This is a genomic window from Pseudomonas sp. FW215-R2 (assembly GCF_058789255.1).
This window is the reverse complement of the sequence record NZ_JBYTBO010000008.1, coordinates 112,091-131,036: the sequence shown is the minus strand read 5'-3', so window position 1 is coordinate 131,036 and position 18,946 is coordinate 112,091. Positions and strand designations below refer to the sequence as shown.

The following is an 18,946-nucleotide window of genomic DNA, read 5'->3' as shown; positions in this document are numbered from 1 at the left end:
TTGCACCGATGACAACCGCCGTACTCGATACCCTCGTCGCGGTGCGGCGAACCGCAATGGACCTGCTCGCACGTCGCGAGCACGGTCGAGTCGAGCTGACGCGTAAACTGCGTCAGCGCGGCGCCCCACCCGAGATGATCGAAACAGCCCTCGACCGCTTGACGGAGGAGGGGCTGCTTTCCGAAGCCCGTTATCTGGAAAGCTTTGTTTCTTACCGTGCCCGTTCAGGTTATGGCCCGTTACGGATTCGTGAGGAACTCAGCCAGCGCGGCTTGCAGCGTGCCGATATCGAACTTGCCTTGCGTGAGAGCGGTATCAGCTGGCAGGAGCAGCTAACGGACACGTGGCAACGGAAGTTCTCCGGACAGCTTCCCGTCGACGCCAAGGAGCGAGCCAGACAAGGCCGGTTTCTGGCGTATCGAGGGTTCTCGATGGAGATGATCAACCGCTTGTTCAGCGGCAGAGGGATGGACGATTAAATCGGCTCCAGCTTCAATCAAAAAATAAAAAAGCGGCCCGCTATTTCGATAGCGGGCCGCTTTTTTTTTGCCTTCAGATTACCTTCGAGGGTTCGCGGTTGTGTTGCGCCGTTTGTGGTCTGGACTGGGCCCAGTTTCCCGGCAGGTTGATGAAGTCCACCAGCTCGCGCAGGCGCCCGTGATCCCGGGCGTTGAAGGCGAAGGCCAGTCGCGCCAGATGGCTGAATTGCGCCTCGTCGTGTTCCTCGCCGCTGTAGGCGTGTTGATGGAACCGGTCGCTCAGGCACAGATCGGCGAAGGCTTCCTGCATGTGATCGAGTGCCTGATCGCTTAGCCTGTGGTTCATCCGAATCACGAACTGACGCTTGAGCCAGCGGCTGGAGTGGAAGTTGCTGTAGAACTGGTTGATCTGCTCCACCGCCTCTTCAACGCTGTAGACCAGGCGCATCAGTTTCAGATCGGTTGGCAGGATGTAGCGGTTTTCCTCCAGTTGATGACGAATGAAATCTAGCGCCCCTTGCCAGAACGTGCCGCCCGGCGCGTCCAGCAGTACCACCGGCACCAGCGGACTCTTGCCGGTCTGAATCAGGGTCAGTACTTCCAGTGCTTCGTCCAGCGTGCCGAAGCCGCCGGGGCATAGCACCAGTGCATCGGCTTCCTTGACGAAGAACAGTTTGCGCGTGAAGAAAAAGTGGAAGTGCAGCAGGTTCCCGGTGCCGTCCACAGTTGGGTTGGCGTGCTGTTCGAAGGGCAGGGTGATGTTGAAGCCCAGGCTGTGATCACGACCGGCCCCTTCATGTGCGGCGGCCATGATTCCACCTCCGGCACCGGTGATGACCATCATGTCTGATCTGGCCAGAGCCGCGCCCAGTTCACGTGCCATGGCGTACAACGGATGCTCGACCGGCGTGCGCGCCGAGCCGAACACCGTGACCTTGCGCCGGCCCTTGAACTGTTCCAGCGTTCGAAACGCCTGCTCCAGTTCACGCAGGGCTTGCAGGGTGATCTTGGCGTTCCAGCGGTTGTGATCTTCCTGGGCCATGCGCAGCACAGTCAGGATCATGTCGCGATAGATGGGGATGTTCGGACTGTTGGGGGAAACCAGGTTGAGTTGTTCTTCGACCTTGCCGGTGAGGTCGTGGCCGCTTTCCTGAAAATGACGGCTGAGCAGGTCATTCGGTTGGTAAGGCATGCAACTTCTCCTTCTGCACAGAGCCTTCGGCCCTGACGTGCGGCGTCAGTGCCGCGCTGCAAGAAAACAAACAGCCGGCAGCTCCTTTCCTGCCGTTAATAAAATGATCGGGAATACTTTGAATCTAGACCCTCAAAGCATTTCTCGCTCATTGAGCATTGCGCCGCAAAGTCTTTCCTGGCAACTGCTTATTGTCGCTTTGCGAAGTGTTTTCACCGCTCGTCCGATGCCACGTCGAGGGCTGAATGCTCTGATTTACTAAGTTAAAGGCGCCGTACGACAACTTTGCGTCAACGACCGTACGCAAGGTGCACGCTCTTCAAGGATTTGCGGGTGGCAAGGAGGCGGGACACATGACCAGAGTCATTCTGGAGATCGATACGCAGCTGTATCGAATGCTGAAAGCATCGGCCGAGACCAATCATGTGAGTCTCGAAGAGGAGTGCTGCCGGCGCTTGTCGGGAGGGGATCGCCGTTCGCGTTATCTGCAGGCCTTGTTGGCCGAACTGCGCGCCGAGGATGAACAGCGGCGCGCCAATTCCAGATAGTTACTTTTGCGGAAAGTTACTTTTTCTTCGCCGGGGCGGCTTTCGGGCAATCCGATTCCTGATAGCTGGCGGAGCCGATTGCCTTGTTGGTCTTCACTTCGCTGAAGTCGTAACGCATCACGGCACCCTTGGCCATCAGCTTGCGGTACGACGGGTTGTTGCAGACCGAGGCGCCCAGTTGGAAATAAACGGCCTTGGGATCGGCACGCATCTTGTCGGCGTGGCTTGCCTGCACGCTCAGGTGGTTGATCAGCGTGGTGCCTTCGACGGTGTAGCCCTGATCGAGAATGTCTTCGTTGATCGCTCGTGGCGTGCCGGCACTGCTTTGAGCAGCGACGTTTTGCAGTTCCTTGTTCAGGTTCTGCTCTTTCAGGGACGCAGCCTGTGCGCTGAAGGACAACGCCAGCGCAATGGCCGCGGTAGGAACGATAAGGCGCAGCATGAAACTCTCCTGATTCAGTGACTGGTGGTTCGACCAGCCCCGTGGCTGTGCGTTCAGTGGCGGCGAATTATAGGGGAGCCGGTCGGGAGGGTACAGGCTTGTGCCCGTCGCTCTGATAAACTGCCGGCCTTTATTGCCTTGCCGAGAGTTGTTCGTGTCGAGTTTTCCTGTCAGCCGGCGTCGCCCGCAATGAACCATGCCCCCAACGCCGTGGCCCGCCTGCGCGATCAGCGTGAGGATGAGGGCATCAAGCCGATTCAGGCCCGAGGCTTTCGCTCCGAACGTTGCCGTGACTGTCGGGTGATCATCAGCCATTGCCTGTGCGCCTGGCGCCCGACTGTCGACACCCGTTCCGGTGTCTGCCTGATCATGACCGGCAAGGAAGTGTTCAAGCCGAGCAATACCGGCTGGCTGATTGCCGACATCGTACGTGACAATCATGCCTTCATCTGGTCCCGGACCGAACCGGACGAGCAACTGCTGGCGCTGCTGAACGACCCGCAATGGCAGCCGTATCTGGTGTTTCCCGGCGAATACGTCGAGCCTTCGCGGGTGACCAACACTGTGGATCTCGATAGCAGCAAGCGTCCGCTGTTCATTCTGCTGGACGCGACCTGGACCGAGGCCCGCAAGATTTTCCGCAAGAGCCCGTACTTCGACCGCTTGCCGATCCTCAGTCTGTTGCCCGACAAACTGTCGCGCTATCGCCTGCGTCGTTCCACCCGCAGCGAGCACCTGTGCACCGCCGAAGTGGCGGCGCTGTGCCTGGAACTGGCGGGCGACACGGATGCCGCGTCGGCGCTGGACGCCTATTTCGATGTGTTCAGCCAGCATTACCTGGGGGCCAAACAGCAGCTTGATGTGAACGTGTCGACGCCGGCCCATGCCGAGTTGCTGCCGTTCATTCGAAATGCGCAGCCGGTGCCCGTCTGATACTGGCCCATACTGCTAAAGCAGTGGCCGTGTTGCTTGACCACCCCGGCTTCGCTGGGCATGCTTGGCGCCGATTGGGGTGCGGCCAAGGTTTGAAACGCCGTTTTTGTCCGTGATTGGCGTTGAACGTGCCCCTGTGGATGCCGCTGCAAAAGCGTCGGCATCTTGAGTTGCCTTGGTGAGACTCGAATGCATCGGGTCTGCCATCAAAAACAGGATCATTTGAAAAATGGCCACATACGACATCCTGATTGCCGATGATCACCCTCTTTTTCGTAGCGCACTGCATCAAGCGGTGACGATGGGCCTTGGCCCGGATGTGCGAATGGTGGAAGTGGCGAGCATTGCCGAACTGGAAGCCCGCCTGACCGAAAAGGCCGACTGGGACCTGGTGCTGCTGGACCTGAACATGCCGGGCGCTTTCGGGTTTTCCGGGCTGGTGATGTTGCGCGGGCAGTACCCGCAGATTCCGGTGGTGATGGTTTCGGCGCAGGAAGAAGCTTCGGTGATGGTCAAGTCGCGGGAGTTCGGCGCCAGCGGTTTCATTCCCAAGTCGAGCGACTTGAGCGTGATTCAGGAAGCCGTGCGCAAAGTTCTGGACGGCGACGTGTTCTGGCCGCCACAGGCGTTCGAAGCGGTCAGCGTTTCGGATGAAGCCAAAGCCGCCAGCGATGGCCTGGCGAGCCTGACGCCGCAGCAGTTCCGGGTGCTGACCATGGTCTGCGAAGGCCTGCTCAACAAGCAGATCGCCTATGAGTTGAGCGTGTCGGAAGCGACCATCAAGGCCCACGTCACGGCGATCTTTCGCAAGTTGAACGTGCGGACCCGGACTCAGGCAGCTTTACTCTTGCAACAACTTGAGTCAATTCCGAGCCAGTAATAGCTGGCGTCTTCACGCTTTTTTGACTTTCGTTGATCTAGCTTCCCCACTTCTTTTTGGTCGGTTATCTACTTTATGTCACCTTTCAAGGGCCAGACGGGCCTGAAACGCATCCTCAACGCTTCCGGTTACTCGCTGGACGGTTTGCGCGCAGCCTTCACCGGCGAAGCGGCGTTCCGTCAGTTGGTGCTGCTGAACGTGGTGCTGATTCCACTGACGTTCTTCCTGAATGTCAGCCGTGTCGAGCAGGCGTTGCTGATCGCTGTGTGCCTGCTGGCGCTGATCGTCGAGCTGCTGAACTCCGCGGTGGAGGCGGCCATCGACCGCATTTCCCTGGAACTGCACCCACTGTCCAAGAACGCCAAGGACATGGGCAGCGCCGCGCAATTCGTGGCACTGAGCATGATTGCCCTGGTGTGGGCGGTGATTCTGCTTTAAGCGATCGTCGGCAGGACGATCTCGTCGCTGCGCTGGACCCCGGCGGTGAAGGCGCGGCACAGATCGAGAAATTCGCGCATGGCGGACGTCTGGTACTTCTGTTTGTGCCAGATGAAGTAGAACTGCCGCGCCAGATCCAGATCCGGCGTCTCCACCGGCACCAGGCTGCCGCGCCGGAACGCATCACGCAGCGCCAGGCGCGAAATACAGCCAATCCCCAAACCTGATTCCACGGCGCGCTTGATCGCTTCCGTGTGTTCCAGCTCCAGACGAATGTTCAGCGCACTGCGATGGTGACGCATGGCCTGATCGAAGGTCAGGCGGGTGCCGGAGCCTTGTTCGCGCAGAATCCACGCTTCATGCGTCAACTCTTCCATGGTCGCGCTGCCGCGTTTGGCCAGTGGATGCTGCGGGGCGCAGAACACCACCAGTTCATCCTCGACCCAGCTCTGCACTTCGATGTCCGGGTGGCTGCAATCGCCTTCGATTAGACCCAGATCAATTTCGTAATGCGCCACTTGTTGCACGATATTGGCAGTGTTCTGCACGTGCAGCTTCACTTGGCTTTCCGGGTGACGTTGCATGAAACCGCCGATCAGCAGCGTCGCCAGGTAATTGCCGATGGTCAGGGTCGCGCCCACCGACAGCGAGCCGAAACCGGATTTGCCGTTGAGCAGGTCCTCGATTTCCTTGGCCTGATCGAGCAGGGCCACCGCTTGCGGCAATAACTGTTTGCCGAGGGCGTTGAGGCTCAGGCGTTTGCCGGCGCGATCGAACAGCTGGCAGCTGGACTGGCGCTCCAGTTCGGTGATGGAAGTGCTGGCGGCCGATTGCGACAGGTTAAGCAGACCCGCAGCGCGGGACACACTTTCCTGCTGGGCGACGGCGACGAAGACTTGCAGTTGACGAAGAGTAAATCGCATATCGATATAACCGATAACCCTTATCTTAATAATCCAGTTAACAGATATTGTCGGCGCTATTAGAATGCGATGCAATTGCGCACCGTCGGCATTCTTCAAGACCAGCCGGGCAAGCGCAGATCAATCTCCAGGAGTCCCACGTACATGAGCAACATGAACCACGAGCGTGTCCTCAGTGTTCATCACTGGAACGACACTCTGTTCAGCTTCAAGTGCACCCGCGATCCGGGCCTGCGCTTCGAGAACGGTCAGTTCGTGATGATCGGCCTGCAACAGCCCAACGGCCGCCCGCTTATGCGCGCTTACTCGATCGCCAGCCCGAACTGGGAAGAGCATCTCGAGTTCTTCAGCATCAAGGTGCAGGACGGTCCGCTGACCTCCCAGCTGCAGCACCTGAAGGAAGGCGACGAGATCATCATCTCGAAGAAGCCTACCGGCACCCTGGTGCTGGACGACCTGAACCCGGGCAAGCATTTGTACCTGCTGAGCACCGGCACCGGTCTGGCGCCGTTCATGAGCGTGATCCAGGACCCTGAAACCTACGAGCGCTTCGAGAAAGTGATCCTGGTTCACGGTGTTCGTTACGTCAACGAAGTCGCCTACCGCGAGTTCATCACCGAGCATCTGCCGCAGAACGAGTTCTTCGGCGAGGCGCTGCGTGACAAGCTGATTTACTACCCGACCGTGACCCGCGAACCGTTCGAGAATCAGGGCCGTCTGACCGACCTGATGCGCAGCGGCAAGCTGTTCAGCGACATCGGCCTGCCACCGATCAACCCGCAGGACGACCGCGCGATGATCTGCGGCAGCCCGAGCATGCTCGACGAGACCAGCGAAGTGCTCGACAGCTTCGGCCTGAAGATCTCGGCGCGGATGCGCGAGCCGGGTGATTACCTGATCGAGCGTGCGTTCGTCGAGAAGTAAGCTGTTTATAGGTGACGCAGAGCGTCACTGGATGCATTCCCACGCAGACGGTTCGACGCCTCGACGTGGGAACGATCAGCCCGCGTTGCCTGAGAAGGCAACGCGGGCTTTTTCGTTTCCGGGATTTAGTCGTTGGCGGGGATGACTTCCAGGACGCGGATCTGCTCCGGCGTCGGATAGTGCCAACGCACATCCAGATCCCAGAACTGCGCACCGTATTCGCGCTCTGGCGCGGGCGTCTGATACGCCGGACGCGGATCCTGGGCCAGACATTGCTCGATCAGCTCGACCAAAGGTTCGGTAAGGCGCTGAGCGTGCGTATGCGCCTGTTGCAGCGCTGCGTCTGTCCACTGCACGTCGATCAGTTGCGGCGCGGCACTGGCGATGCTGTTGGAGGCGTCAGCGATGATATCGGCGTAAGGCACGTAGGGTTTGATATCGAGAATCGGCGTGCCGTCCAGCAGGTCGATACCGGAGATGAACAGGCGATTGGCCTCGACCTTGTCCAGCTTCACCACCGACTGGCCGATGCCGTTCGGCCGGTGAGTGGCGCGGGTGGCAAACACGCCCATGGACTTGTTGCCGCCCAGGCGGGGAGGGCGGACCTTCAGTCGCGGCTTTTCCTCCAGCGCCTGATGGAACAGGAACAGCAGCCAGACATGGCTGACCTGCTCCAATCCTTGCACCGCATCGCCCTGATCGAACGGCGCCACCAGTTCCAGCACGCCCCGGGCAGCGGGGGCCAGTTGCGGCTGGCGCGGGATGGCGAACTTCTCCTTGAAGCAGGAGCGGACGAAGCCGATGGGGGAGACGCTGTAAGTCATGGTTTGCATTCGAAACGGAGCAGGGCGGGCATGATAACCCGTCCGGGCGCGTCGCCGGTCTACAGACTGAACCCGCCATCCAGCGGAATGATATTCCCGGTCATGTAGGCCCCGGCAGTGCTCGCCAGGCTGATCGCCAGCGCCGCCATTTCTTCTTCGCGGCCCCAGCGTTTCATCGGGATCAGCGCCGTGTCCTCGGCCAGTGCCTGCTGGTCACTGCCGATGTGCTGGGTCATCTTGCTCGGGAAGCGCCCCGGCGCGATGACGTTGACGTTGATGTGCTGGCTCACCAGTTCACGAGCGAGAATCCGCGACAGTTGATGCAGCGCCGCTTTGCTCGGCCCGTAGGCATAGGCCTGTTCGCCGAAGGAAGAGATTCCCGCCACTGAGCCGATGTTGATGATCCGCGCGGGATTCGCTGCCGAGCCAGCCTTGCGCAGCAAAGGCAGGAATTGCTGGATGCAACTGAACACCGAGGTCACGTTGAGCTGCATGACCTTTTCCCAGCCCTTGACCGGGTAGCTCTCCAGCGGCGCGCCCCAGGTGGTGCCGGCGTTGTTCACCAGAATGTCCAGATGGGTAATCTGTTCGCCCAATCGAGCTGCCAGTTCTTTTACGCCTTCTTCGGTCGCTAGATTCGCTGCCACCCCCTGGCAGGAGCCCAATGCACCGAGTTCTTCAGCGGTTTGATGACAGGCTTCAGCGTCTCGGGAGCAGACGTACACACGGGCACCAGCCTCGACAAACGCCTTGGCGATCATTTTGCCGATACCACGGGTGCCGCCGGTCACCAGGGCGGTGCGGCCTTGCAGGGAAAAATACGGGTGCATGGCGAATCCTGAGGGCTAGGGTTCAGTACACCCTAGTCGCCGGCCGCGAAAAGCGGAGCCACTATTTTTGCAGGGAATGGAGGGGCATGCATGAAAACGGCGACCGAAGTCGCCGTTCTGAAAGGGATCAGCCGCGAACGCGCAGCGTCAGACCCTTGAGGAAATTGCGCAGCAACTGGTCGCCGCACGGGCGGTAGTTGGTGTGGCCGACCTTGCGGAACAGCGCGCTCAACTCAGGCTTGGACACCGGAAACTCGGCGGCCTTGAGAATCGCGTGCATGTCGTCTTCTTTCAGTTCGAAGGCCACGCGCAGCTTTTTCAGGATGATGTTGTTGGTCACTGGCACTTCGATTGGCTGCGGCGGACGGCTTTCGTCCTTGCCGCGCTTGAACACCACCAGGCCGTCGAGGAAGTGAGCGATGACTTCGTCCGGGCAGCGCACGAAACCTTCTTCGTCTTCTTCTTTCTTGTCGAGCCAGGTCACCACGTCGGCGAGGGTTACGTCCAGGCCGCCGAGTTTGATGATCTCGACGACTTTCTTGTCGCTGATGTCGAGCATGTAGCGCACGCTGCGCAATACGTCGTTATGAACCATGTTTGCAGTCCTGATCTTTCGCTGTGGGCACCGCGCAGGCGCGATGCCGGAATGTGTGGCGGCAACAGAGGCCTTAGAACTTCTCTTTGCCGGACAGGTAGCGCCATTGGCCGGCCGGCACCTTGCCGATCGATACGCCACCGATGCGGATGCGGCGGATGCCGACGACCTTCAGCCCGACCGCTTCGCAGAACTGGGCGATGATCCCCGGCTGCGGGTTCTTCATGGCGAAGCGCAGGCGGTTTTCGTTCTGCCAGCTGGCCTTGACCGGCGGCAGCTCCTTGCCCTTGTGGGTGAGGCCGTGCTGCAGGCGATTGAGGCCGTGGGCGACCATGTCACCTTCGACTTCGACCACGTATTCCTGCTCGATCTTGGCCGCATCGGCGGTGAGCTTGCGCAGCACCTTCCAGTCCTGGGTGAACACCAGCAGGCCACTGGCCTTGGGTTGCAGGTCGGCGCTGGCGGTCAGGCGCAGGAAGTGCCCGCGCAGCGGACGCTTGCCGTAGCGGTGTTCTTCGCTGAGGGTTTCGGCGTTCAGCGACTGCATGGCGGTGTCGATGTCCACGCCCGCCGGGACGTTGAGCAGGATGGTCACCGGCTCCGGCGCGGTGGCCTTGGCGTCCTTGTCGAGCTCGACTTTCTGGTCGCCGACCTTGAACTGCGGCTCGTCGATGACTTCGCCGTCCACGGTGACCCAGCCGCCCTCGATGAACAGCTCGGCCTCCCGGCGGGAGCAACCGACCAGTTCGATGAGGCGTTTGGAGAGGCGAATCGGGTCAGTCATGACAGGGCCGTAACAAAAAAGGGGTGGGCATTGTACCTGCCTGGCGCCGGTTAATCGCGATTGCATTTGTACCGTGTGGCTTTTAGCCGCGTACGGCGCGCTGTTCCGGCTGTTTCAGACGCATGTGCAGCAACGGATAAGGCTGGCCCATGCCGTCGACTTCCGACCGGCCGATCACCTCGAACCCCTGTTTGAAGTAAAAACCCAGGGCCTGCGGGTTCTGTTCGTTGACGTCCAGTTCATCGGCGTTCAGGTGCTGCATCGCATAATTGAGCAGCTTTTTGCCCAGGCCTTGGCCGCGATGTTCGGGATCGATGAACAGCATTTCGATCTTGCCCGCCGCCACGCCGGCAAAACCGGTGATGCGCTGGTGACTGTCCTTGGTGCAGATCAGCATCACCGCATCGAGGTAGCGGGTCAGCACCAGATTGCGCAGCAGCTCGATATAGCTGTCCGGCAGAAAATCATGGGTCGCGCGGACCGAGGCCTCCCAGACCCGGGTCAGTTCCTGATAGTCGCTGAGTTTCGGCGTGTGGATGACCGAATGGTGACGCATGCCCGTTAGCCTCTTTGTCATGAATGAGGGGAGTCCTTCCCCCCACAAACGATAGCCGTAAAAAAGCCCCGCATCTCGTAAAAGAGAGCGGGGCTTTTCGTATTTTTCGCGTTTAGATCTGTTCGGCCCAGAGGTCGTATTCGTCGGCGTCGGTCACCTTGCACCAGACCTTGTCGCCCGGCTTGAGGTTGCTGCCGTTGTCGATGAACACGTTGCCGTCGATTTCCGGGGCATCGAAGAAGCAGCGGCCGACCGCGCCTTGCTCGTCGACTTCGTCCACCAGCACTTCGATTTCACGGCCGATGCGCATTTGCAGACGGGCCGAGCTGATTTCCTGCTGGTGCGCCATGAAGCGTTCCCAGCGATCCTGCTTGACGTCGTCCGGAACGATGTCGAGGTTCAGGTCATTGGCCGGCGCGCCTTCGACCGGCGAGTACTGGAAGCAGCCGACGCGGTCGAGCTGGGCTTCGGTCAGCCAGTCCAGCAGGTACTGGAAGTCTTCTTCGGTTTCGCCGGGGAAGCCGACGATGAAAGTCGAACGGATGATCAGGTCCGGGCAGATTTCGCGCCAGTTCTTGATCCGTGCCAGGGTCTTGTCTTCGAACGCCGGGCGTTTCATCGACTTCAGGACTTTCGGGCTGGCGTGCTGGAACGGGATGTCCAGGTACGGCAGGATCTTGCCGGCGGCCATCAGCGGGATCAGCTCGTCGACGTGCGGGTACGGGTAAACGTAGTGCAGACGGACCCAGACGCCGAGGGTGCTCAGCGCTTCGCACAGTTCGGTCATGCGGGTTTTCACCGGCGCGCCGTTCCAGAAACCGGTGCGGTACTTGACGTCAACGCCGTAGGCGCTGGTGTCCTGGGAAATCACCAACAGCTCTTTGACGCCGGATTTGACCAGACGCTGGGCTTCGTCGAGCACGTCGCCGACCGGACGGCTGACCAGTTTGCCGCGCATCGACGGGATGATGCAGAAGCTGCAGCTGTGGTTGCAGCCTTCGGAAATCTTCAGGTACGCGTAGTGGCGCGGGGTCAGCTTGATGCCTTGCGGCGGCACCAGGTCGATCAGCGGGTTGTGATCCTGACGTGGCGGCACGACTTCGTGCACGGCGTTGACCACTTGCTCGTACTGCTGCGGACCGGTGACGGCCAGCACGCTCGGGTGCACGTCACGGATGTTGCCTTCTTCCACGCCCATGCAGCCGGTCACGATGACCTTGCCGTTTTCCTTGATCGCTTCGCCGATGACTTCCAGCGATTCAGCCTTGGCCGAGTCGATGAAGCCACAAGTGTTGACCACGACCACGTCGGCGTCCTGATAGGTGGACACCACGTCATAGCCTTCCATGCGCAGCTGGGTCAGGATGCGCTCGGAGTCGACCAGTGCTTTCGGGCAACCCAGAGATACGAAGCCAACCTTTGGATTGGCCGGCGCAGGAGTGGTGGACATGTCTAACCTCGGTGTTTTGTGACATCGATTGCCTGATTCGGGAATCGACGGACGGGCGCTTGAACTGCGCCTCTGATCAAAAAGTGCGCAATTCTAGCGATGAGCAGCGCACTTGACCAGCTTTATGCAGGGAAATGCGACGAGTGCTGCGCTATGCTTCGCGCCAAGACGCTTTACCAATTTTTTACAGTCAACAAAACGACTGTAACAACAGGTAAAACAGCGCATGCTGCATCAAAAAGCATAGTGCTTCGTTCAAAGAAGCCGGTCTGGAAATCAGGAGTGTTGGATGGGTCAGGCAAGTAGTCACGCGGCAGGCGCCGAGGGTTCGGCCACCAAGCCGCTGAGTATGCTGGTCGCGGCGGTCGGGGTAGTTTACGGCGACATCGGCACGAGCCCGTTGTACACCCTCAAAGAAGTGTTTTCCGGCGGTTACGGCGTACCGGTCAATCACGACGGAGTGCTGGGCATTCTGTCGCTGATCTTCTGGTCGCTGATCTGGGTCGTGTCGATCAAGTACATGATGTTCGTCCTGCGTGCCGACAACCAGGGCGAAGGCGGGATCATGGCCCTGACCGCGCTGGCGCGGCGGGCAGCGGGGGAGCGCAGGAAGTTGCGTTCGCTGCTGGTGGTCTGCGGCTTGATCGGCGCGGCGCTGTTCTACGGCGACAGCATGATCACCCCGGCGATCTCCGTACTGTCGGCCATCGAAGGCCTGGGCTTGGCGTTTGACGGGATCGACCATTGGGTCGTGCCGTTGTCGCTGGTGGTGCTGGTGGGTCTGTTCCTGATCCAGCGTCACGGTACGGCGCGGATCGGCATCCTCTTCGGGCCGATAATGGTCACCTGGTTCCTGGTGCTCGGCGCCCTCGGCGTGTACGGCATCAGCCATTCCCCGGAAGTACTGAAGGCACTGAACCCGATCTGGGCCGTGCGTTTCTTCATGGTGCATGCCGGCATGGGCGTGGCGATCCTCGGCGCCGTGGTGCTGGCGCTGACCGGTGCCGAAGCGCTGTACGCCGACATGGGCCACTTCGGTCGCAAGCCGATTGCCCGCGCGTGGTTCCTGCTGGTGCTGCCGGCGCTGGTGCTCAACTACTTCGGTCAGGGCGCCTTGCTGCTGGACAACCCGGAAGCGGCGCGCAACCCGTTCTATCTGCTGGCGCCGAGCTGGGCGCTGATTCCGCTGGTCGGTCTGTCGACCCTGGCCACGGTGATCGCCTCGCAAGCGGTGATCTCCGGCGCGTTCTCCCTGACCCGTCAGGCGATCCAGCTCGGTTACATCCCGCGCATGTACATCCAGCACACCTCCAGCGATGAGCAGGGCCAGATCTACATCGGTGCCGTGAACTGGTCGCTGATGGTCGGCGTGGTCTTGCTGGTGATCGGTTTCGAGTCCTCCGGCGCCCTGGCCTCGGCCTACGGCGTGGCGGTGACCGGGACCATGCTGATGACCACGATTCTGGTGTCGGCGGTCATGCTGCTGCTGTGGAAATGGCCGCCGGTGCTGGCTGTGCCGGTGCTGATCGGCTTCTTGCTGGTGGACGGTCTGTACTTCGCCGCCAACGTGCCGAAGATCGTACAGGGCGGTGCGTTCCCGGTGATCGCCGGTATTGCGCTGTTCGTGCTGATGACCACCTGGAAGCGCGGCAAGCAACTGCTGGTCGAGCGCCTGGACGAAGGCGCATTACCGCTGCCGATCTTCATCAGCAGCATCCGCGTCCAGCCGCCACACCGCGTGCAGGGCACCGCCGTGTTCCTGACTGCGCGCTCCGACGCTGTCCCCCATGCGCTGTTGCACAACCTGCTGCACAACCAGGTCTTGCACGAGCAAGTGGTGCTGCTGACGGTGGTCTACGAAGACATCCCGCGCGTCCCGCCATCCCGACGCTTCGAAGTCGAAGCCCACGGCGAAGGCTTCTTCCGGGTGATCCTGCACTTTGGCTTCACCGATGAGCCGGACGTGCCACAGGCGCTGAAACTCTGCCATCTGGATGACCTGGACTTCAGCCCGATGCGCACCACCTACTTCCTCAGCCGCGAAACGGTGATTGCCTCGAAACTCGAAGGCATGGCCCGTTGGCGTGAAGCGCTGTTTGCGTTCATGTTGAAGAATGCCAACGGGAACCTGCGGTTCTTCAATCTGCCGCTGAACCGGGTGATTGAGTTGGGGACGCAGGTGGAGATGTAGGCTCCGCCTTAATTGAAAAGCCCCCGTCGGCCTTGTGGCTGGCGGGGGCTTTTTTGTATCCGTGTCCAAACGTGTTCCAGGCGCCCATCCTCTCTGGTAGCTGGTAGGCTGCTTGTCACGGAGTCATTACGGTGCGCGAGGACGATTTGTATGACGGAGTTACCGGAGCAAGAAAGGCTGGATGAACTAGAGAGTCTTCGGGCTCAAGCGGCAGTCGAGGCACGATTGAGCAATTTCGATCCGGCTCAAGCGATCAGCCATGATGACATGCGGGCGAGGTTCGGCCAGGAAGCGCTGACAGCTAACTGAGTTCCGCGCTATTACCGTGGAGCCCTCGGAATGAAAAAGCCCCCGCAACCCTAAGGTTGCGGGGGCTTTTCGGTGGTGCGCTTCAGATCACTCTGCCGGCTGATCCTTGGTCTGACGCTTCTCGATCAGATCCACCAGGCGCTTGGCCAGCGCCGGGTAGTTCTCGTCGAAGTGGTGACCGCCAGGCAGTTTCACTGCTTCGCCCACTGCGGTCTTGTCGGTGCAACCGCTCTCGTCGGTTTCTTCCTCACCGTAGATGCAAACGACCTTGGCCGGTGGCAGCTTGGCCATCTCAGGTCCGGTGGCGGCTTCTTTGCCGGCGTTGCCGAGCCAGCCTTCGACTTCGATTTCGAAGCTGCCGGTGCGGGCGAAGGCCAGCAGGATGATTGCGTCGATGCGCTGCTGCTCGGTGTCCGGCAGGCGGTTGTAGATCGCGGGCAGGACGTCGGCACCGAACGAGTAACCGGTCAGGATGAAGCGTTTGGTGCCCCATTTCTGGCGGTAGTGCTGCATCAGTTCGGTCAGGTCGAGCGCACTCTGTTCCGGGCTCTTGTGCTGCCAGTAGTAGCGCAGGGTGTCGATGCCGACGACCGGGTAGCCGATCTTGGCCATTTCACCGGCCACGTCGCGGTCGAGGTCACGCCAGCCGCCGTCACCGGACAGGAACAGGGTCACGGTGTCCTTGGCCTGGCCGGCCGGGACTTCCACAACCGGGATTTGCAGACCGCCAGCGGCTTTGTCGCCACCGACGAGGATCTTGCGCAGTTCGTTGTTCAGCACTTGCGGCAGGTTGATGTCGTAGTCGCTGATGCTGGTTTCGGCGTTCGGTTGATCGCGCACGAAACCGGCACTGGTGTCGTCCGGGTTGTCGTTCCAGGCCACCAGCCAGTGGCCGTGGGCGGCTGATTTCGGCAGCAGGTGGGTGCAGCCGCCTTTTTCCAGCGCCAGGTCGACCGACACGGCCTGGGCCTTGTCGTCTTTCTGTTCGGACAGCCAGCGCCAAGCCAGCACCGCGCCAGGGCCTATGCCGCTGACCAGGGTCGCCGGGCCGTTCAGTTCACGCAGACCGCTTTGCAGTGCGCGGCTTTGCAGCAGGCAGTCCTTGGGCAGAATCACCTGGACGATCTGCGCCGAGGCGCTGCGGCTCAGGGTGGTCAGCTGATTGTCGGAGAGTTTCTTGTCGTCCTCGACCGCCACCAGCACCTGGGCCTTGGGCTTGGTGCCGGGGATGACCCGGGTCATGACGGTGCCGTCAGCCGGCGTGAGCTGTTCGAGGGTCGGTTCCGGTGCCGGGCGTTTGAGGTACCAGTAACCGCCGCCGGCAATCACGGCCAGCACGATCAGTGCGGCCAGGATGTACTTCAGGGAGCGTTGAATCATCAGCGTTTCACCAATCCAGTCAAGCCGCCCGCGATCAGGGCAGCAGTATCGGCCAGTGCCACCAGCGGATCGAGTCCGGCGGGCACCGCCATATAACGGGGTTCCCAGTCAGGCTGGAACTTGTCTTTGAAGCGGCGCAAGCCTTGGAAGTTGTACAGCTGCTCACCACGGCGGAAAACCATCGAGCCCAGACGCTGGGTCAGCGGTGCACCACGCCGGGGTTGCAACCCCGACAACGGCACCATGCCCAGGCTGAAGCGCGCGTATCCGTGACTCTTATAGTGTTGAATCAGGCCGACCATCAGAAACTCCATGGTCAGCTTGGGGGCGTCCGGGTGCGAGCGCATCAGGTCGAGACTGGCCAGGTCATGGCTGTAAGTCTCGAGCAGGTTGGCGAACGCCACCGGACGGCCTTCGAAGCGAATCACCGCGATGCGGAAATGCTTCAGGTAATCGTCGCTGAAACGGCCGAGGGAGAAGCCTTTCTCGCGCACGTTCTTGCCGGTCAGCCAGGCATCGGAAATCACCTTGAGCTCATCCATCGGCGCCTGGCCCGGCTCAAAGATCTCCAGCGACAGACCGTCGCGGGTGCCGCGGTTCCAGGTGTAACGCAGGTCCTTCATCTCCTTGCCCTTGGCTTCCAGGTCAAAGCGATGCAGGTCGACCCGGGCTTCTTCGCCGAGCTTGATCGCGGTCAGGCCGATGTCCATGTAGTACGGCAGGTTCTCGGCGCGCACTTGATAGAACACGGGACGGGCGTGGTGGATGTCGCACAGGTCACGGAACTGCCAGATCATTTCCGCCCGCTGCTGGCCAGGACCGATCGGGTCGTACAGCGCCACCAGGCTGCGGCCGCGACGCGCGTACATCAGGAAGGCTTCATCGTTGGGGTGGAACAGCATCGCCTTGTCACCGGTCAGGGCCAGGCCGCCATCCGGTTGCGAGGAGGCCATCAGGATCTTCGTGGCGCGCTCCAGTTCATCGGGCGTCGGCAGATGAATCACCGGACGTGCGGTGCGCAGCAACCAGGTCAGGGCGATCACCAGCAACAGCACCGCGGCGCCGAGCAACGAACGCAGACCGCGCGGGGCGTCGGCGTCGAGGGTGAACTGCCACCACAATTGATGGCTGTACGGCACGTCCTGATAGGCGAACAGCAACAGCCAGGTCGAGGCACCGAGTACACACAGGCTCGCTACCAGATACAGCGGCGAAAACGGTACTTCGGTCAGACGGCTCGGGCGATAGAACGAACGACGGAACACACCCAGCAGCGCTGCCGTGAGGGTCATCAACGTGGCTTCTTCCCAGTCGAAACCCTTGAGCAGCGAGAGCAGGGCGCCCACCAGCAGCAGAATGGTAGTCAGCATCCATGCCGCCGACAGTCGGCGGCGCAAGCCCTGGGCGAGCATCAGGCACAGCACGCCGATCAGGCTGGCGCCGAAGTGCGAGGCATCGACCAGGCGATGAGGGATCAGGTAGGCGATGTGTTCCAGGCGGGTGTCGATTTCAGGCGTCGCGCCGGAAAACAGCAGCACCACGCCGGACAGGAACACCAGCACCGCGAGGATTGGTGCCGCGAGGCCGGAGGCGGCGCGCATGGTTTGAGTCTGGAACAGGCGCTGCCCTTCGTTGATCAGCAGCAGTACGCAGGCCACCAGCAATGGCAGCACCACGTAGATCATGCGATACAGCAGCAGGGCGGCAGCCAGTGGTGCAGCACCGAGCTTGTCGGCGAACGCCGCCAGCAGAATCGCTTCGAAGACACCGACCCCGCCCGGTACGTGGCTGAGGACGCCGGCAGCCAGGGCCAGCAGGTACACCAGCAGGAATGCGCCGAATGGCGGCGCTTCCGGCAGCAGCAGATAAAGCACGGTGGCGGCAGCGGCCACGTCGAGAGCGGTGATGACCAGTTGCAGGAACGTCAGGCGTCGACCCGGCAGGCGCAGGGTGCGGCGCCCGACCTTGACCAGCAGGTTGTCACGGTAAGGCTGCTCCGGCAGGCGCCGACGGTAGATGCCGATCGCCAGAATCGCGCCGAGCAACAGCACGGCAGAGGCAATCGTGGCCAGCAGACCCTCGGACAGACCCAGGGCCTGGGAAGCGGCCGGCAGGTCACTCAGGGTCGCCAGCGCTGCCAGCGGCGGCAGGGCACAGCCCAGCGACAGGCTGGCGAACAGGGTCATGTGCGCCACTTCCGAAGCGCCCAGGCCAAGTCGTGCATATAAACGGTAGCGCACCGAACCGCCGGACAGCATCGACAAGCCGATGGCGTTGCCGATCGCGAAAGCAGTGAAGCCTCCGAGCGCGAGCGTGCGTGGCGGGATGGTTACGCCGGCATAGCGGCTGGCCGACCATTCGTAGCCCAGCAGAATGATGAAGCCGACAACGGTCGCGCCGAAAGCGCCAAGCAGGGCGGGCTTCGGTACATCGAGAATCGAGTCGTGCAAGGCATAGAGGTCGAGTTCGCTGAGCAGATGGCGGCAGGCAATCAGCGCGATAGCGAACAACAGCAAAGTGACCGCCAGACCAATCGGTTGCCGGTATTTGCTGATTCGATCCAGCAAGCGCATGCGCTCAGGCTTGATCGGTGGATTCACGGTGAGGGTGTCTTGTGGATCAGACGAGTTGGCGCGCATCAATCACCTCTTGGATTGTGCGCGACAGGATGGGGGTATCCAGCCAAGTTACCAATCCCTGTAGAAAAAAATAATCACAAAATACTACGCCTCTCGTCGGGTATCGGCGAGGGCAGGTCTCGGATTGCAGACGTCTTGCCCGCGACTCAAGCATAGTCGCAACTCGGCGGGTCTGAAGATCCTGAGCGGTTCACTGCACAGTGACAGATCATTGTTGCGAAAGGACTTTTTCCACAGATACAAAAAAGGCCACTCTTTCGAGCAGCCTTTTTTGATGTTTGGTTGCGGGAGCCGGATTTGAACCGACGACCTTCGGGTTATGAGCCCGACGAGCTACCAGACTGCTCCATCCCGCGTCTGTGTGGCGGCATTCTACAGGCGAACGGCGGGGTGTCAACCGTTAATCCCGCGAAGGGTCAAATAAGCGTGAAATCGCGTCAATCCGTCGCAGGAGGGCGGTAAGTTTCGGAATTGCAAAGGATTCCTGTTTGGCCAGGAAGGTTGCCCGAATGAAAAACAGACGCGCACAAAAAAGGCCACTCTTTCGAGTAGCCTTTTTTGATGTTTGGTTGCGGGAGCCGGATTTGAACCGACGACCTTCGGGTTATGAGCCCGACGAGCTACCAGAC

18 protein-coding genes and 2 tRNA genes (1 of these 20 only partly in view) are annotated in these 18,946 nt (G+C 60.8%); 7 read left to right on the top strand and 13 right to left on the bottom strand.

Going from position 1 to position 18,946, the window contains the following annotated elements; translation table 11 throughout:
* Positions 1-8: 8 nt before the first annotated feature.
* Positions 9-479 (top strand): recombination regulator RecX, encoded by a 471-nt coding sequence (recX, locus tag AC3WRD_RS13410; protein WP_096819568.1) that lies wholly within the window; start codon positions 9-11, stop codon positions 477-479.
* A 73-nt stretch (positions 480-552) separates the two neighbouring features.
* Here recX and AC3WRD_RS13405 read toward each other — a convergent pair whose 3' ends face one another.
* Positions 553-1,671, bottom strand: a complete 1,119-nt coding sequence (locus tag AC3WRD_RS13405; protein WP_102621520.1) for an LOG family protein — start codon at positions 1,669-1,671, stop codon at positions 553-555.
* 353 nt (positions 1,672-2,024) lie between these two features.
* Between AC3WRD_RS13405 and AC3WRD_RS13400 the strand changes: the two genes are divergently transcribed.
* Positions 2,025-2,219 carry a hypothetical protein gene (locus AC3WRD_RS13400; protein WP_096819566.1) on the top strand — a complete coding sequence of 65 codons (195 nt, stop codon included), beginning with the start codon at positions 2,025-2,027 and terminating at the stop codon, positions 2,217-2,219.
* A gap of 16 nt (positions 2,220-2,235) precedes the next feature.
* Here AC3WRD_RS13400 and AC3WRD_RS13395 read toward each other — a convergent pair whose 3' ends face one another.
* Complete coding sequence (locus AC3WRD_RS13395) at positions 2,236-2,661, bottom strand: PA3611 family quorum-sensing-regulated virulence factor (RefSeq protein ID WP_096819565.1); 426 nt, start codon at positions 2,659-2,661, stop codon at positions 2,236-2,238.
* Positions 2,662-2,850: 189 nt separating this feature from the next.
* Here AC3WRD_RS13395 and AC3WRD_RS13390 point away from each other — a divergent pair, with 189 nt between their 5' ends.
* The 3 genes from AC3WRD_RS13390 to AC3WRD_RS13380 all read left to right on the top strand — a co-directional run bounded on the left by AC3WRD_RS13390 (position 2,851) and on the right by AC3WRD_RS13380 (position 4,912).
* The gene (locus AC3WRD_RS13390) at positions 2,851-3,594 is read left to right on the top strand and encodes a tRNA-uridine aminocarboxypropyltransferase (protein WP_096819564.1); all 744 of its coding nucleotides are present in this window, start codon (positions 2,851-2,853) and stop codon (positions 3,592-3,594) included.
* A 229-nt stretch (positions 3,595-3,823) separates the two neighbouring features.
* The gene (erdR, locus tag AC3WRD_RS13385; RefSeq protein ID WP_085647827.1) at positions 3,824-4,474 is read left to right on the top strand and encodes a response regulator transcription factor ErdR; all 651 of its coding nucleotides are present in this window, start codon (positions 3,824-3,826) and stop codon (positions 4,472-4,474) included.
* A 75-nt stretch (positions 4,475-4,549) separates the two neighbouring features.
* Positions 4,550-4,912 carry a diacylglycerol kinase gene (locus tag AC3WRD_RS13380; protein ID WP_003222276.1) on the top strand — a complete coding sequence of 121 codons (363 nt, stop codon included), beginning with the start codon at positions 4,550-4,552 and terminating at the stop codon, positions 4,910-4,912.
* Here the strand turns inward: AC3WRD_RS13380 and AC3WRD_RS13375 are convergent.
* Entirely contained in the window at positions 4,909-5,835 is a 927-nt protein-coding gene (locus AC3WRD_RS13375; RefSeq protein WP_085729869.1) for a LysR family transcriptional regulator, read from the bottom strand. The two genes, AC3WRD_RS13380 and AC3WRD_RS13375, sit on opposite strands and share 4 nt — an antisense overlap.
* Before the next feature lie 144 nt (positions 5,836-5,979).
* On the opposite strand from AC3WRD_RS13375, the gene fpr reads away from it, so the two are divergent.
* Positions 5,980-6,759: a ferredoxin-NADP reductase gene (gene fpr / locus AC3WRD_RS13370; RefSeq protein WP_007908723.1), complete on the top strand. Its 780-nt coding sequence runs from the start codon at positions 5,980-5,982 to the stop codon at positions 6,757-6,759.
* A 125-nt stretch (positions 6,760-6,884) separates the two neighbouring features.
* Here fpr and tsaA read toward each other — a convergent pair whose 3' ends face one another.
* From tsaA to rimO, 6 genes are all read right to left on the bottom strand, one after another.
* A complete protein-coding gene (gene tsaA, locus AC3WRD_RS13365) occupies positions 6,885-7,583 on the bottom strand; it encodes a tRNA (N6-threonylcarbamoyladenosine(37)-N6)-methyltransferase TrmO (RefSeq protein WP_173861367.1) in 699 nt (232 codons plus the stop codon).
* 59 nt (positions 7,584-7,642) lie between these two features.
* On the bottom strand, positions 7,643-8,413 hold the full coding sequence (locus AC3WRD_RS13360) for an SDR family oxidoreductase (protein ID WP_102621518.1): 771 nt from the start codon (positions 8,411-8,413) through the stop codon (positions 7,643-7,645).
* 127 nt (positions 8,414-8,540) lie between these two features.
* Positions 8,541-9,008 carry a YehS family protein gene (locus AC3WRD_RS13355; protein ID WP_096819561.1) on the bottom strand — a complete coding sequence of 156 codons (468 nt, stop codon included), beginning with the start codon at positions 9,006-9,008 and terminating at the stop codon, positions 8,541-8,543.
* Positions 9,009-9,081: 73 nt separating this feature from the next.
* On the bottom strand, positions 9,082-9,792 hold the full coding sequence (locus AC3WRD_RS13350; protein WP_102621517.1) for an rRNA pseudouridine synthase: 711 nt from the start codon (positions 9,790-9,792) through the stop codon (positions 9,082-9,084).
* Positions 9,793-9,874: 82 nt separating this feature from the next.
* On the bottom strand, positions 9,875-10,348 hold the full coding sequence (locus AC3WRD_RS13345) for a GNAT family N-acetyltransferase (RefSeq protein ID WP_096819559.1): 474 nt from the start codon (positions 10,346-10,348) through the stop codon (positions 9,875-9,877).
* A gap of 112 nt (positions 10,349-10,460) precedes the next feature.
* Positions 10,461-11,798 (bottom strand): 30S ribosomal protein S12 methylthiotransferase RimO, encoded by a 1,338-nt coding sequence (rimO, locus tag AC3WRD_RS13340; RefSeq protein WP_096819558.1) that lies wholly within the window; start codon positions 11,796-11,798, stop codon positions 10,461-10,463.
* Positions 11,799-12,147: 349 nt separating this feature from the next.
* Here rimO and AC3WRD_RS13335 point away from each other — a divergent pair, with 349 nt between their 5' ends.
* Complete coding sequence (locus AC3WRD_RS13335) at positions 12,148-13,989, top strand: potassium transporter Kup (RefSeq protein ID WP_371858323.1); 1,842 nt, start codon at positions 12,148-12,150, stop codon at positions 13,987-13,989.
* A gap of 396 nt (positions 13,990-14,385) precedes the next feature.
* Here AC3WRD_RS13335 and AC3WRD_RS13330 read toward each other — a convergent pair whose 3' ends face one another.
* From AC3WRD_RS13330 to AC3WRD_RS13315, 4 genes are all read right to left on the bottom strand, one after another.
* The gene (locus AC3WRD_RS13330) at positions 14,386-15,678 is read right to left on the bottom strand and encodes a virulence factor family protein (RefSeq protein WP_102621516.1); all 1,293 of its coding nucleotides are present in this window, start codon (positions 15,676-15,678) and stop codon (positions 14,386-14,388) included.
* Complete coding sequence (gene mprF, locus AC3WRD_RS13325; RefSeq protein WP_096819555.1) at positions 15,678-18,317, bottom strand: bifunctional lysylphosphatidylglycerol flippase/synthetase MprF; 2,640 nt, start codon at positions 18,315-18,317, stop codon at positions 15,678-15,680. The genes AC3WRD_RS13330 and mprF overlap by 1 nt, the downstream gene beginning before the upstream one ends.
* A 279-nt stretch (positions 18,318-18,596) precedes the next feature.
* Positions 18,597-18,673 (bottom strand) — tRNA-Met (locus AC3WRD_RS13320).
* Positions 18,674-18,883: 210 nt separating this feature from the next.
* A tRNA-Met gene (locus AC3WRD_RS13315) sits at positions 18,884-18,946 on the bottom strand (it continues 114 nt past the right edge of the window).